The sequence below is a fragment of the Burkholderia sp. AU32262 genome (assembly GCF_020419985.1).
GTDB lineage: Bacteria > Pseudomonadota > Gammaproteobacteria > Burkholderiales > Burkholderiaceae > Burkholderia > Burkholderia semiarida.
The window spans coordinates 1-12,458 of record NZ_JAIZRS010000003.1 but is presented as its reverse complement, the minus strand read 5'-3'; the positions used below and the strand labels follow the sequence as shown (position 1 = coordinate 12,458).

Below are 12,458 nucleotides of genomic sequence, written 5' to 3'. Positions count from 1 at the left end.
ACCCGCATCGCGCCGGCGGCTCACGAACAGAACTTCGCGAGCAATCCGAGCTGCGCGTTGCGGATCGTCTTGCCGGTGCGGCGGCGGCGATAGTGGCCGTCGCTGTGCATCTGCCAGGCCGACTGGTTGTCGCCCAGGCACACCGACAGCCCTTCGGCGATCACGCGACGCTTGAGCCTGCGATCGCGGATCGGGAACGCGACTTCGACGCGGCGGAACAGGTTGCGGTCCATCCAGTCGGCGCTCGACAGATAGACGTCCTCGGCGCCGCCCGCGTGGAAATAGTAGATGCGGTGGTGCTCGAGGAAGCGGCCGACGATCGAGCGCACCGTGATGTTTTCCGACAGCCCCGGCACACCGGGCTTCAGCGCGCAGACGCCGCGCACGATCAGGTCGACCTTGACGCCTGCCTGCGACGCTTCGTACAGCGCGGCGATCACCGATGGCTCCAGCAGCGCGTTCATTTTCGCGACGATCCGCGCGCGCTTGCCGGCCTGCGCATTGTCGATCTCCGCGCGGATCGAATCGATGATGCGCGGATGCAGCGTAAACGGCGACTGCCACAGTTCGTGCAGCGTCAGTTCGCCGCCGATCCCGGTCAGTTGCTGGAATACGTGATGAACGTCCTCGCAGATCTTCTGGTCGGCCGTCATCAGCCCGAAGTCGGTGTACAGGCGTGCGGTGCGCGGATGGTAGTTGCCGGTGCCGAGGTGCACGTAGCGGCGCAGCGATGCCTTGCCGCCCTCGACGACGCGGCGCACGATCAGCATCATCTTCGCATGGCACTTGTGACCGACCACGCCGTACACCACGTGCGCGCCGACCGCTTCGAGCTGCGATGCCCAGTTGATGTTGGTTTCCTCGTCGAAGCGCGCGAGCAGCTCGACGACGACGGTCACTTCCTTGCCGTTGCGCGCGGCTTCCATCAGCGCGTCCATCAGCGGCGAGTCGGTGCCGGTGCGGTAGATCGTCTGCTTGATCGCGACGACGCTCGGGTCTCTCGCGGCCTGCTGCAGCAGTTCGAGCACGGGCTGGAAGCTCTCGTACGGGTGGTGCAGCAGGATGTCGCCGGCGTCGATCGCGTCGAACATCGTCGGCGCGTTCGCGATTGCCGCGGGGGTCGACGCGGTGAACGGCGTGAACTTCAGGTCGGGACGATCGACGAGGTCGGGAATCTGCATCAGGCGCACGAGATTCACGGATCCCGCCACGCGATAGCAGTCCTTGTCGCCGAGCTCGCTTTCGTCGAGCAGGCGCCGCACGATGTGCGCCGGCGTGTCGGCCGACACTTCGAGGCGCACCGCATTGCCGAGGTGGCGCGCGGGCAATTCGCCCTGCAACGCGACACGCAGGTTCGTGATTTCGTCTTCGTCGACGAACAGCTCGCTGTTGCGCGTGATGCGGAACTGATTGCAGCTCTTCACGACGAGTTGCGGGAAGAGTTCGCCGACGAAGCGCTGCATGAACGAGCTCAGCAGCACGAAGCCGTGCTCGAAACCCGACAGCGCATGCGGCATGCGCACGACGCGCGGCAGCGCGCGCGGCGCCTGGACGATGCCCATCACGGCCTGGCGGCCGAACGCGTCGCGGCCTTCGAGTTCGACGACGAAGTTCAGGCTCTTGTTCAGCACGCGCGGGAACGGATGGGCCGGATCGAGGCCGATCGGCGTCAGCACGGGCAGCAGTTCGTCGAGGAAGTAGCGCCGCGCCCATTCGAGCTGCTCGTCGTTCCACGTGTCGCTCGCGTGGAAGTAGATGCCTTCCTGTTCGAGCGCTGGCAGCACGGTTTCGTGCAGCATCGTGTACTGTCGATGGACGAGCCGCTGGGCGCGCTCGACGACGAGATCGTAAGCGTGCTGCAACGACATGCCGTCGGGCGTCAGCGCGCCGGGGTTGTCGCGAATCTGCTCCTGCAGGCCGGCCATCCGGACTTCGAAGAATTCGTCGAGATTGCTGCTGGTGATGCAGATGAAACGCAGGCGCTCGAGCAACGGGACATGCGGATCGGCAGCCTGGGCCAGCACGCGCTCGTTGAAACCGAGGATGCCGAGTTCACGATTGAGAAGCGGGTAACGGACGGACATCGGCAGGGTAGAGGGTAATTCAGGCGATGATTCGAACAGACGCTCGGAAACTCTCACGGTACGATGACGTGCTGATGACAATAATGCCTTTATATCCGGAAATTCTACGCCGTAACCCTTTCGTCGCATAAATGTTTCGGCTATATGGAATCGAGCGGCGGGCATGCTCGTCAAGCGTGGCAACGGCAAGCGTTCCACGCTTAAAATGTCGCCTTTGATTGACCGCCCTCGGTTGCCGGAACGGCTGCCGCGGAAGAACGCGCACGGAGCCCCTTCTGATGGTTACAACTCCCCACTTGCTGGCTGCCGTGGATCTCGGCTCGAACAGCTTCCGGCTGATCGTCGGGCGCGTCGAGGAAACGCCGGCCGGCAGCCAGATCTACCCCGTCGATGCGCTGCGCGAGCCGGTTCGGCTGGCCGCGGGGCTGTCGAGCGACAAGATGCTCGACCGCGCGTCGCAGGAGCGGGGCTGGGAGGCGCTCAAGCGGTTCGGCGAGCGCCTGCGCGATTTCCATCCCGACCATGTGCGCGCGGTGGCGACCAACACGCTGCGCGTCGCGAAGAACGCCGCCGAATTTCTCGGCGAGGCCGAGGCGGCGCTCGGTTTCCCGATCGAAGTGATCGCGGGCCGCGAAGAAGCGCGCCTGATCTATGCGGGCGCCGCGCACTCGGTGCCGGCGAGCGCCGGCAAGCGGCTCGTCGTCGATATCGGCGGCGGCTCGACCGAATTCATCATCGGCTCGCACTACACGCCGATCGTGATGGAAAGCCTCTATATCGGCTGCGTGAGCCATAGCCGCACGTTCTTCCCGGCCGGCAACGTCGACGAATACACGATGCGGCAGGCCGAACTCGCGGCCAAGCGCGAGATCCAGATCATTTCGAGCGAGTACAAGAAGGCCGGCTGGGACCAGGCGATCGGCTCGTCCGGCACCGCGCGCGCGCTCGCGGAGCTCGTCGAGGCGAACGGCTTCAACGATCCGGGCATCACGCACGGCATTTCGCGCGGCGGCCTCGAGCGGCTCAAGCGTGCGCTGATCAAGGCGGAGAATGTCAACCGGCTGAAGCTGATCGCGCTGAAGCCCGACCGCGTGCCGGTGCTCGCGGGCGGCCTCGCGATCATGCTGGCGGTGTTCGAGGAGCTGGGTGTCGACTACGTCGATACGACCGACGGCGCGCTGCGCCTCGGCGTGCTGTACGACCTGCTGGGCCGGACGCAGCACGAGGACATGCGGGCGGTGACCGTCGAGGGTTTCACGCGCCGCTACGGCGTCGATCGCGCGCAGGCCGAGCGGATCGGTGCGCTCGCCGTGCGCTTCTACGACGAGCTCGAGGAGGGCGACGAGGAAGCGCGCGAGGAAGGGCGGATGTTCCTCGGCTGGGCGGCCGCGTTGCACGAAATCGGCCTGTCGATCTCGCACAGCGCGTATCACAAGCATTCGGCGTATATCGCGAGCAATGCGGACATGCCGGGTTTTTCGCGTACCGACCAGGCGCGGCTCGCGGCGCTCGTGCTCGGCCATGCGGGCAAGCTCGGCAAGCTGTCTCAGGCGCGCGAGGTCGAGTGGCCGCTGCTGTTCTGTCTGCGGCTCGCGGCGCTGCTGTGCCGGCGCCGGACCGATGCGGGGCTGCCCGACATCTCGGTTTCGCAGATGAAGAAGGGCGGGTACGAGGTGCGTTTGCCGAACGCATGGGTCGAGCAGAACCCGTTGACCGACTATAGCCTCAGCCAGGAGGCGGCGGAGTGGGAGAAGGTCGGTATTCCGTATCGGGTGGTGTATACCGGCGCGTGAGGGGCGATAGCGGGCCCCGGAAGGCGCTCGAGGTCCCGTGGTCATGGGTGATCCGCGGCGGCGCCCGTCAGGCGCGCCCACGAGTTCGTGCTGCCGATTTGCTCAATCCGACGAGCAGACGATCGCGGTCAGGAACGGGAACGCCTGCTTGACGGTTGCGTCGCTGCCGGCCTTGCGTACGGCTTCCTCCACCGAACCCTTCGCGCCGCGTACAACGACGCCGTAGGCCCAGTCGCCGATCGGCGTGCCGTCGCCCGGACGGAAGATCGGGTCGTTCGCCTGATAGCCGAGCACGACATAGACGCCGAAGCCGTACGCCGTCAGCGGGTGGTTCGTGCGGAATGCATTGACCGAATTCGATTCGACGTGCATCGGCTCCGACTGGATGTCGCCGGCGGCGAGCAGCGGCGCGACGAACTTGTGCCCGGTCGAATGGCAGTCGAGCGCGTCGTCGAGCGCTTTCGCCGACGCAGTGCCGGCGGTGGTCGCAAGCACGAGTAGCGACGCACACAGGGCGGTTTCGAGAATGTTGTTTTTCATGCGCGGTTGCGGGTTGTTCACACGTATTATCGCGTGTTCCAGCAAGTTCCGTGCGCGGGCCTGGGTGGGGAGGCGCGGGCGCGTCGATGCGGCAGTGGTCCGTGCCGGGCCGTACTGCCGCGGACACGGAAAACGGGTGTGCGATTCGAGGGCCAGGAAAAACGCGCCCGTAAACGTAAATGGGGCTACAGTGGTTAATCGGAACCCCCTTGATTCCTTGGTCGGAGCGAAAGGGGTCGAACCTGTGGCTCTCTGATCCCAAATCGAACGATGAGCGATAGCGAGAAAAAGCAGCGGGCGGGCAAGGACGGCCCTGAATTTTACGAAAGCGGCGATCGAAGCGTTGCCGATGCCAGAGAAGGGCTGGAAGTATTACTACGACACGCAGGTGAGCGGTCTCGCGATTGAACCGCACCGGGAATCGTGGAGGCTGGTTGGTTTAAGTTAATGCGGACACGTCAGCGGCATTTCTGAGTTGTCTGTAGTAGTTTGCCTCAGCTTCAGCGGGTGGGATATAGCCGAGCGGTTCCATCAGCCGATGATGGTTGTACCAGGCGACCCATTCCAGCGTTGCCAGTTCGACGGATTCCCTCGTTTTCCAAGGGGCGCGCCGATGAATCAGTTCCGTCTTGTACAGGCCGTTGATCGTTCCGGCCAGCGCATTGTCGTAGCTGTCGCCCCGGCTGCCGACCGAGGGCTCGATGCCGGCCTCAGCCGGCCGTTCGCTGTAGCGAATGCTGACGTATTGAGACCCTCTGTCGGAATGATGAATCAAAGTCCCGTCCTCGTCCGGTTGGCGGGCGTACAGCGCTTGTTCAAGTGCATCCCAGAACAAAGTCCGTGGTCATCGACGAGCTGACGCGCCAGCCAACAATACGGCGGGCGAACACGTCGATCACGAATGCCACGTACAGCCAGCCTTGCCATGTCGAGACATACGTAAAATCCGACACCAAGAGCTTGATCTCCGGTTGCAAAAGCTCATCGCGTTTCGCGCGGGCGCAGCGTTTCGACGGATCGCGAAGTTGTGCTGCATGGCGTCGGTAGCCCGACGGGGCAATCCGCAAGACCTTGCAGATCGGCTCGACCCCGAAGGTGTCGCGATGCTGATCAATGAAGGCCTTCAGGACTTGAAACGCGGTCGAGCTCCGCCTGAGCGAAAAACGCGCTCGCCAGTTTGAGAATCTCGTTGGTCCGGCGCAGTCCCTTGACCTCGCGCTCCAAGGCTTTGATGCGTTCACGCTCGGCCGTACTCACGCCATCGCGCTCTCCACGGTCGACCTCGTCGCGCTTAACCAATCCGCTGTTGAAGGGCAACGGTACCCCGCTGCATGTCGTCGGAAGCGAAAATGTGTCGATGCTCCATTTCGAGACGTATTCGGGCGCTCTCGGATTCGATTCCCACTCGAAACTGAACGGATCATCGTTGGCCGCTCCGTTCCAGCGTCGCAGCGACTTGATCGATTCGCTTGCGATTCTGCAGGAGGGCTACAAGGCGACATTTCTCGATGCCCCTCCGCTCAAGCCTACTGGTCAACGGATCCCGATAGCGCAATTGAAAATTTCGGATCAAGGCAAGGCATTTATCAAGGGGTGGGAGGGTGTGCACTATGACACTGCGAAGGCAAATACTTACTATTACAACGACAGTAAGGGCTACTGCACGGTTGGCTGGGGTCACCTGATTGCCGAAAGCAGTTGTGCGGCGAACGGGTACATTGCAATGTCGAGCAAGATAACCGTTGCTGAGGCTCAGACACTTTTTGACAACGATGTCGCGGTGATCGAAGGTCGTGTCAAGAATGCGATCAGCGTACCGCTCTACCAGCACGAGTACGATGCACTGGTCTCGCTCGCCTTTAACATGGGCAGTCTGAGCAAAGCGCCAAGTCTGTGTCGTAAACTGAACAACGGTGACTACACTGGAGCACCTGTCGAATTCCTGGATATCGAAAACAAGACGCGCCGCGAACGAGAGCACGACATGTTTTGCCTTGGCACTTACAATTCCAACCATTAAACGAACGATGTCTTTTTTTATGAACAAAATCACACTGAGCTTAATCATCCTGATGTCGGTGGTCTTTGGGCCGACGCATGCATCGGCCGAGGAAATATATCGAATGATAGGTGCAGCGCAGTTCGAACAAGGACATGACACACACCAGTTGCCCTTTCCGGTCAATCCCCAGACCGCAGCTTTTCTCACTTTCGATGACAGTGCGTTTGCACTTCATTACACCGGGCACAGTTGCAACGTAAAGATCGACAAGAAAATGAACTTCTATGTCGACCCGGTCATCTCTCACTCGTTCGGTTCCAGAGACAAATTCAATGCCTTTCTGAGCGCGAGGTTCCATGCGAAAGGCGCGGCGCTGACTGATACCTATATTCTGGGTGATGTCGACGCACCGCTCTGCTCGGGCCTCCGATCCGCGATGATCTATCGATCGCAGGACGAGATGGTGTTGCTCGACGGTTCTTGGGCGTACGCCTTCGCGCGTCAGACCCATGCGCCAGCAAATGCGGAGCAAAGTTTCGACTGCAGTAAAGCCGCAACGAATGTCGAACACCTTATATGCAAGAATCCAGATCTGATTAAACTCGATGCGACCGTCAATCGTGGCTACGTTGCGATGATGCTGACCAATTCGAAAGAAATTTCATACCAAGATCCAGTGAGACTGAATCAAATCAACTGGATCAAGACAGTACGGAATTCCTGTAGTGATAACGCTTGTTTGATGAAAGCATATAACGGCCGCATAGCCTACATCAAAGGTAGGATAGCAAGCACCTACCCGTCTTATCCCGACGAGGAATCCAATCAAGAAGGTGATTGATGCGCGCGCACCTCTGTCCAGGCAACACGCAGAAACTCGTTCTCAACTTTGTTGAGGTGCAAAATGGCACTAGCTATCATCGTGGTCGGAGATATGACATCGCATGGGGGGCGCGTGATCAGCGGCTCGGATATCCATACGATGGGAGGTAAGGCGATTGCTCGTCTGCATGATCTCGTTGACTGCCCAGAGAAATATCCCGATGGCAAATCGCACGGCATTAACAAGATCATTGAAGCACATCCAACATTGACAATTGGCGGCGAGCGTGTCGCGCTACATGGCCACCACACCGAATGCGGTTGCATGTTGATTGGCAGCACCGCTACGCAGGTCGGAGACTAGTGTCACCTCGGTGATCGACTTAGCTCGGATTTACATGCCGGATTGTGGACCGTGAGCAGGCGTGCGAGCCCGATCCGGTGTGGCGTCCGGTCTGCAGTAAGCGAGTCTCCAGCACCGTCTCGACGGCCTGACCAGAAATTGCCAAAGTAGTCCCCACCACTTCAAGTAGCGGGGACTACTTTGACAACAGAAGCACCAAAGAGGATTGGCCGCAAAGGCATCCCGAATCACCCGCTCGAATTCCGGCGCGAGATGGCCAGGCTGGCATGCGAGCCCGGCGTGTCGGTCGCGCGCCTGGCAATGGAGCACGGCCTGAATGCGAATCTGGTGTTCAAATGGCGCCGTTCGTTGCGGGCCGGCGAATACGATTCGGCTGGACTGCTACCGGTGAAAGTGGAGACGCCGCTTGCCGAGACTACGCCGCTGGTGCCGGTGTCGCCGCCGACCACGATACCGACCGGCGCGATTGAGATCAACGTAGGCAACGCCCATGTCCGCATCGAAGGCGCTCCGAACGAGAGTACGTTGACGCTGGTGCTGCACATGTTGCGCGGCATGCCGGGGATGGCAGCGTGATCGGTTTGCCGAGTCGAACTCGCGTCTGGTTGGCTGCAGGCGTGACCGACATGCGCTGCGGGTTCAACACCCTGGCGGCTAAGGTCCAGACCGTGCTGGAGCGAGATCCGTTCAGGGGGCACGTGTTCGTGTTTCGTGGCCGGCGGGGCGATCTGGTCAAAGTGCTGTGGTGGAGCGGCGACGGCATGTGTCTGCTGATGAAACGCCTGGAGCGTGGGCGCTTCATCTGGCCGCGCGCCGATGGCGGCGTGGTCTGCCTGAGTCAGGCCCAGTTATCGATGCTGCTCGAAGGCATCGACTGGCGGCAGCCGGTGCGTACGACCGAGCCGAGTTCGGCGTTGTAAACCTACCGGCGCCCGCGTAAACTGCGGGCATGACCACGGCCAACGCCTATCCGGACGACATCGAAGCGCTCAAAGCCTTGTTGCTTGAGCGCGATGCGCGCATCGGTCATCTGGAAGATCTGGTCCAATCACACGAAGCCGTGGTGGCCACGGGCAAGGCCGAGATCGAGCACCTGAAGCTGCTGATCGCGAAGCTGCGCCGTATGGCATTCGGGCGCAGCTCCGAGAAACTGGATCGCCAGATCGAGCAGCTCGAACTGAAACTGGAAGATCTCGAAGCCGACGAAGGCGCTGCGCCCATCGAGATTCCCAAGGCACCGCGCACGGTACCGGAACAGATACAACGCAAGCCGCTGCCGGAGTATCTGCCGCGCGACATACGAACGTACCTGCCGGAGTCCGACGAAACCTGCAAGGCGTGCGGTGGCGCGATGACGCCGCTCGGCGAAGACGTGTCCGAGCAACTGGAGTACGTGGCGGCCAGCTTCCGCGTGATTCGCCATGTTCGACCGAAACTGGCCTGCACCTGTTGCGATCAGATCGCACAGGCGGCAGCGCCAAGCCGCCCCATCGAACGGGGTCAGGCCGGCCCGGGACTACTTGCGCATGTGCTCGTGGCGAAGTTCAACGATCACCTGCCGTTGTACCGCCAGTCGGCGATCTACGCCCGAGAAGGCGTGGAACTGGATCGCTCGTTGCTGGCGAAATGGGTGGGGCACAGTGCCAAGCTACTGCAACCGCTGGTCGATGCATCTGGCCAAGTTCAAGGGGACGCTGCAGGCCGATGCCTATGGCGGCTATCAGAAGATCTACGAGACCGGCAAGGTACTTGAGGCGGCTTGCTGGGCGCATGCCCGGCGCAAGTTCTACGATCTGTACGCGGCGCGGCCCAACGCGCTGAACAAGGAAGCGCTGGAACGCATCGGCGCGCTCTACGAGGTCGAAGAAGCGATCCGGGGCAAACCGCCAGACGAGCGGCAAGCGCACCGGCAGACGAACGCCAAACCATTACTCGAACAGTTCCATGTGTGGCTAAACGCCGCGCTGGCAACACTCTCGCGCAAATCGGACACGAGTCAGGCCATCCTCTATGTCCTGAACCGGTGGGAAGCATTGACTCGCTACTGTGACGACGGACAATTGGAAATCGACCATCTGCCGGTCGAACGGGCACTGCGCGGCGTTGCCCTGGGCCGACGAAACTACCTGTTCGCCGGCGCGGATTCTGGCGGCGAACGTGCGGCCGCGATTTACAGCCTGATCGGCACGGCCAAGCTCAATGGTATCGATCCCGAGGCGTACCTGCGTCATGTCCTGGCGCGCATCGCCGCTCACCCGATCAACCGAATCGACGAACTGCTGCCCTGGACGGTGACCCCTCCCACGCCGTGAAGGGATAATGCCACTGATGCCCAGACCTCGGAGATCAGATGGCCAAGTCGTTCCAGCGCTATACCTTGCACGTGCAATTACTGTATATCCAACCGCCTATCTGGCGCCGGATCACAGTCGAAGGACCCGACTCGCTGCGCAAGTTACACCACATTCTGCAAGCAGCCTTCGGGTGGGAAAGCACACACATGCACGACTTCCTGATCGACGGGAAAACCTACGCCATGTTCGATGTCGATGCGGCACTAGAGTTCATGGATCGATCGAAGACATTCGACGACCGGAAAACCAAACTGAACAAAGTCCTGCGACCTGACTCGCGCATTCTCTACCGCTATGACTTCGGAGACGGCTGGGATCACCAGATCGTGGTCGAAAGCGTTGAGACGATTGCAGACGAGTCGTGGGGCGAGTCCAGGGTGATCGATGGTGCTCGCGCTTGCCCACCGGAAGACGTCGGCGGTGCGCCAGGGTATGAAACGTTCCTGACCACGTTGCGCGACAGTCCTGACAGCGAAGAAGCGGATAACTATCGTCAATGGGTCGGCCCAGGATTCGACCCGGAGCTATTCGATTTGCGTGCTGCCAACGCCGCGTTGATGCGACTCGCGACCAATCGATGGGGTAATCGATAACTCCGTCACGACGGTGCTGGTGACGCGCTTACCAGAAGATTGGCAAAGGTTAAAGATTTCTCTCCAATTTCTCAAGATAGATATATTGTTGCGATCATGAAATACAAAAGAAATTGTCTCGATGACGTGAAAAATGCTGATTTGGAGCGAGCAATCTTCACGCATCATGCTAATAACGAGTGGGCCAGCCTGCCAGGCGATTAGTATGGTCAAGGTGGCGTCAACATGAAATCAGTGAAGGAGCATTTTGAAAAATATGTGGCGGACGAGCTAGCGGGAAATAGTGATCTTGCAGTTCCTGTTGGTGGTCTTGATGATTTGATTAAATAAAAAACGAACAATGAAGAGCGATATTTTACTGAAATTTGCCATTGTGGTTGCGGCAATGAGCCATGCCTTGTGCTGGGGGCAGGATGTCGATTTCGCAAATCATCCTTCCACTCTTTATCGAGGTGCCCTCCATATACCGAAGTATTACAAAAAAACAGATTCCGGCTGGCGGGATGATGATGGCAAGCTAGTGGGGCCTCCTGTAATAAATTTCGCGGGAAAATATCACATCGGGGTCCATAGTTGCGGCATGGAGTGTCGTTACTACACTTTATCAGACCTTTCGACGGGAAGGGATTTAAACTCCCTGGATATGTTTTCGTCAAACGGCAAAGCGCCTAACAAAACTCAGGATGGCAGATCATATATCACTGAATTGCTAAGCAAGGCAGAGAGCAAGATGCTTGTCGCAAAATACTATATCGACGCATCAAACGGAAAGCCTGCCGAGTGCCGGCAGCGGAAATTCATTCTCGATGACAATATTAAGATAGTCGCCATCCCAAATTCATTCTCCTCTTGCAAAACAGAAAATTAGAGTCATTTCTTCACCACGACGAAATATCATGATAAATTTAATCCGCCTTCACGATGACGCTGATCACGAAGGCAAGGTCATTACAGCCTCTTCGACAATGTCTTTTGACGGCCGTTACGTCGCGCGAAAAGGCGACTATGTGTCGTGCCCTCGGCATCCTGACGTATCACCCAACGTCATCGAAGAGGGTGACGGATCGATGATGGATGACGGCCTTCCAATCGCGCGTCACGGCCATCGCGCCACGTGTGGCTGCCATCTGATATCGAGTCTCGTATGACCGCTACTGAACAAGGCACGGATCATTGGAGGTATCTCCGGGATGTGCGCGAACTAGGTAGCGCCGGGCGAGGATCCGGGCCAGAGCGATCAAGATCGACAGTTTTCGGGATCTGTACCACTGGACGCCGTGGAAGCCGCAGATCCGTCAGGACTACGACGTGCCGATCGTCGGCTACGTAGACGACCAGTTCAAGCCGCTGATCGCCAACTTCGGCTTCCTGCCGCGCGCGATCCAAAAGGAGCGGATTGAAGCGGCCAGGGCGGCCGGCAAGACGCCAGGCGTCATGCGCACCGTGATGAACGTGCGGTGACCTGCCCCCGGTTTTAGTCCGAACTGCAGTCAGAGTCCGAGGTTAAAAACTGCTGCTTCGCGCCGTGCGCCCGGGCGAACTGCGCAGGCGTCAGATAGCCGAGCGAGCTATGAGGCCGCTCGGTGTTGTACTCGATACGCCATTCCTCAATCAGCCGCTTGGCGTGGCGCATTGAGACGAACCAGTGCTCGTTCAGACATTCATCGCGGAACCGTCCGTTGAAGCTCTCGATATAGGCATTCTCCACCGGCCTGCCAGGCCGAATGAACGACAGCGTGACACCGGCTTCGTAGGCCCATGCATCCAGCACCTTACCAGCGAACTCCGGGCCGTAGTACATGCAGAATGTCAGCCATCAGGGGTAACGGGCATCCTTTGGATTGCCCGTTCACCGCCCGCCGGAGGAAACCGAAATGGCCGACTTGCTGGAAGGTACGCTGCCCCT

The 12,458-nt window shown here is 59.8% G+C and carries 12 protein-coding genes, 3 pseudogenes and 1 other annotated feature; of the genes and pseudogenes, 11 read left to right on the top strand and 4 right to left on the bottom strand.

Translation table 11 applies throughout. From position 1 onward, the window contains the following. Positions 1–20: 20 nt before the first annotated feature. Positions 21–2,084: a polyphosphate kinase 1 gene (gene ppk1, locus LGN10_RS03515; RefSeq protein WP_059573862.1), complete on the bottom strand. Its 2,064-nt coding sequence runs from the start codon at positions 2,082–2,084 to the stop codon at positions 21–23. A gap of 278 nt (positions 2,085–2,362) precedes the next feature. Between ppk1 and ppx the strand changes: the two genes are divergently transcribed. Beyond that, positions 2,363–3,877: an exopolyphosphatase gene (ppx, locus tag LGN10_RS03510; RefSeq protein WP_060011517.1), complete on the top strand. Its 1,515-nt coding sequence runs from the start codon at positions 2,363–2,365 to the stop codon at positions 3,875–3,877. 102 nt (positions 3,878–3,979) lie between these two features. On the opposite strand, the gene LGN10_RS03505 is transcribed toward ppx, so the two are convergent. Continuing rightward, positions 3,980–4,417, bottom strand: coding sequence for a hypothetical protein (locus LGN10_RS03505; protein ID WP_059644296.1), 438 nt, complete (start codon positions 4,415–4,417; stop codon positions 3,980–3,982). 439 nt (positions 4,418–4,856) lie between these two features. After that, positions 4,857–5,797 (bottom strand): annotated as a pseudogene (locus LGN10_RS03500) (IS3 family transposase); the annotation flags it as partial. Further along, positions 5,470–5,585 (bottom strand) — a sequence feature (AL1L pseudoknot). (Overlaps the previous pseudogene by 116 nt.) Here LGN10_RS03500 and LGN10_RS03495 point away from each other — a divergent pair. From LGN10_RS03495 to LGN10_RS03450, 10 genes and pseudogenes are all read left to right on the top strand, one after another. Beyond that, positions 5,775–6,437, top strand: coding sequence for a lysozyme (locus LGN10_RS03495; protein WP_413227135.1), 663 nt, complete (start codon positions 5,775–5,777; stop codon positions 6,435–6,437). The pseudogene LGN10_RS03500 and the gene LGN10_RS03495 overlap by 23 nt on opposite strands. 19 nt (positions 6,438–6,456) lie before the next feature. Further along, positions 6,457–7,260, top strand: a complete 804-nt coding sequence (locus LGN10_RS03490) for a lysozyme inhibitor LprI family protein (RefSeq protein ID WP_226221796.1) — start codon at positions 6,457–6,459, stop codon at positions 7,258–7,260. Between the two features lie 63 nt (positions 7,261–7,323). Further along, positions 7,324–7,605, top strand: coding sequence for a PAAR domain-containing protein (locus LGN10_RS03485; protein WP_226221795.1), 282 nt, complete (start codon positions 7,324–7,326; stop codon positions 7,603–7,605). A 180-nt stretch (positions 7,606–7,785) separates the two neighbouring features. Continuing rightward, on the top strand, positions 7,786–8,181 hold the full coding sequence (gene tnpA / locus LGN10_RS03480; protein ID WP_006477754.1) for an IS66-like element accessory protein TnpA: 396 nt from the start codon (positions 7,786–7,788) through the stop codon (positions 8,179–8,181). Continuing rightward, entirely contained in the window at positions 8,178–8,525 is a 348-nt protein-coding gene (gene tnpB, locus LGN10_RS03475; protein ID WP_226221793.1) for an IS66 family insertion sequence element accessory protein TnpB, read from the top strand. The genes tnpA and tnpB overlap by 4 nt, the downstream gene beginning before the upstream one ends. 29 nt (positions 8,526–8,554) lie before the next feature. Continuing rightward, positions 8,555–9,917: pseudogene (gene tnpC, locus LGN10_RS03470) on the top strand (IS66 family transposase). A 38-nt stretch (positions 9,918–9,955) separates the two neighbouring features. After that, positions 9,956–10,552 carry a plasmid pRiA4b ORF-3 family protein gene (locus LGN10_RS03465; RefSeq protein ID WP_060011521.1) on the top strand — a complete coding sequence of 199 codons (597 nt, stop codon included), beginning with the start codon at positions 9,956–9,958 and terminating at the stop codon, positions 10,550–10,552. A gap of 340 nt (positions 10,553–10,892) precedes the next feature. Beyond that, positions 10,893–11,420, top strand: coding sequence for a hypothetical protein (locus tag LGN10_RS03460; RefSeq protein ID WP_226221791.1), 528 nt, complete (start codon positions 10,893–10,895; stop codon positions 11,418–11,420). Between the two features lie 28 nt (positions 11,421–11,448). Beyond that, complete coding sequence (locus LGN10_RS03455) at positions 11,449–11,700, top strand: PAAR domain-containing protein (protein ID WP_226221790.1); 252 nt, start codon at positions 11,449–11,451, stop codon at positions 11,698–11,700. A gap of 160 nt (positions 11,701–11,860) precedes the next feature. Then, the gene (locus LGN10_RS03450) at positions 11,861–12,013 is read left to right on the top strand and encodes a hypothetical protein (protein ID WP_226221788.1); all 153 of its coding nucleotides are present in this window, start codon (positions 11,861–11,863) and stop codon (positions 12,011–12,013) included. A gap of 13 nt (positions 12,014–12,026) precedes the next feature. On the opposite strand, the pseudogene LGN10_RS03445 reads toward LGN10_RS03450, so the two are convergent. Further along, positions 12,027–12,344: pseudogene (locus LGN10_RS03445) on the bottom strand (integrase core domain-containing protein); the annotation flags it as partial. Between the last annotated feature and the right edge of the window lie 114 nt (positions 12,345–12,458).

Bases quoted from the DNA above. Each gene is read 5' to 3' on its own strand.
- LGN10_RS03505 (WP_059644296.1), bottom strand. From the start codon at position 4,417: ATGAAAAACAACATTCTCGAAACCGCCCTGTGTGCGTCGCTACTCGTG.
- LGN10_RS03460 (WP_226221791.1), top strand. From the start codon at position 10,893: ATGAAGAGCGATATTTTACTGAAATTTGCCATTGTGGTTGCGGCAATG.
- LGN10_RS03455 (WP_226221790.1), top strand. From the start codon at position 11,449: ATGATAAATTTAATCCGCCTTCACGATGACGCTGATCACGAAGGCAAG.
- LGN10_RS03485 (WP_226221795.1), top strand. From the start codon at position 7,324: ATGGCACTAGCTATCATCGTGGTCGGAGATATGACATCGCATGGGGGG.
- ppk1 (WP_059573862.1), bottom strand. From the start codon at position 2,084: ATGTCCGTCCGTTACCCGCTTCTCAATCGTGAACTCGGCATCCTCGGT.
- LGN10_RS03495 (WP_413227135.1), top strand. From the start codon at position 5,775: ATGCTCCATTTCGAGACGTATTCGGGCGCTCTCGGATTCGATTCCCAC.
- LGN10_RS03465 (WP_060011521.1), top strand. From the start codon at position 9,956: ATGGCCAAGTCGTTCCAGCGCTATACCTTGCACGTGCAATTACTGTAT.
- ppx (WP_060011517.1), top strand. From the start codon at position 2,363: ATGGTTACAACTCCCCACTTGCTGGCTGCCGTGGATCTCGGCTCGAAC.
- LGN10_RS03490 (WP_226221796.1), top strand. From the start codon at position 6,457: ATGAACAAAATCACACTGAGCTTAATCATCCTGATGTCGGTGGTCTTT.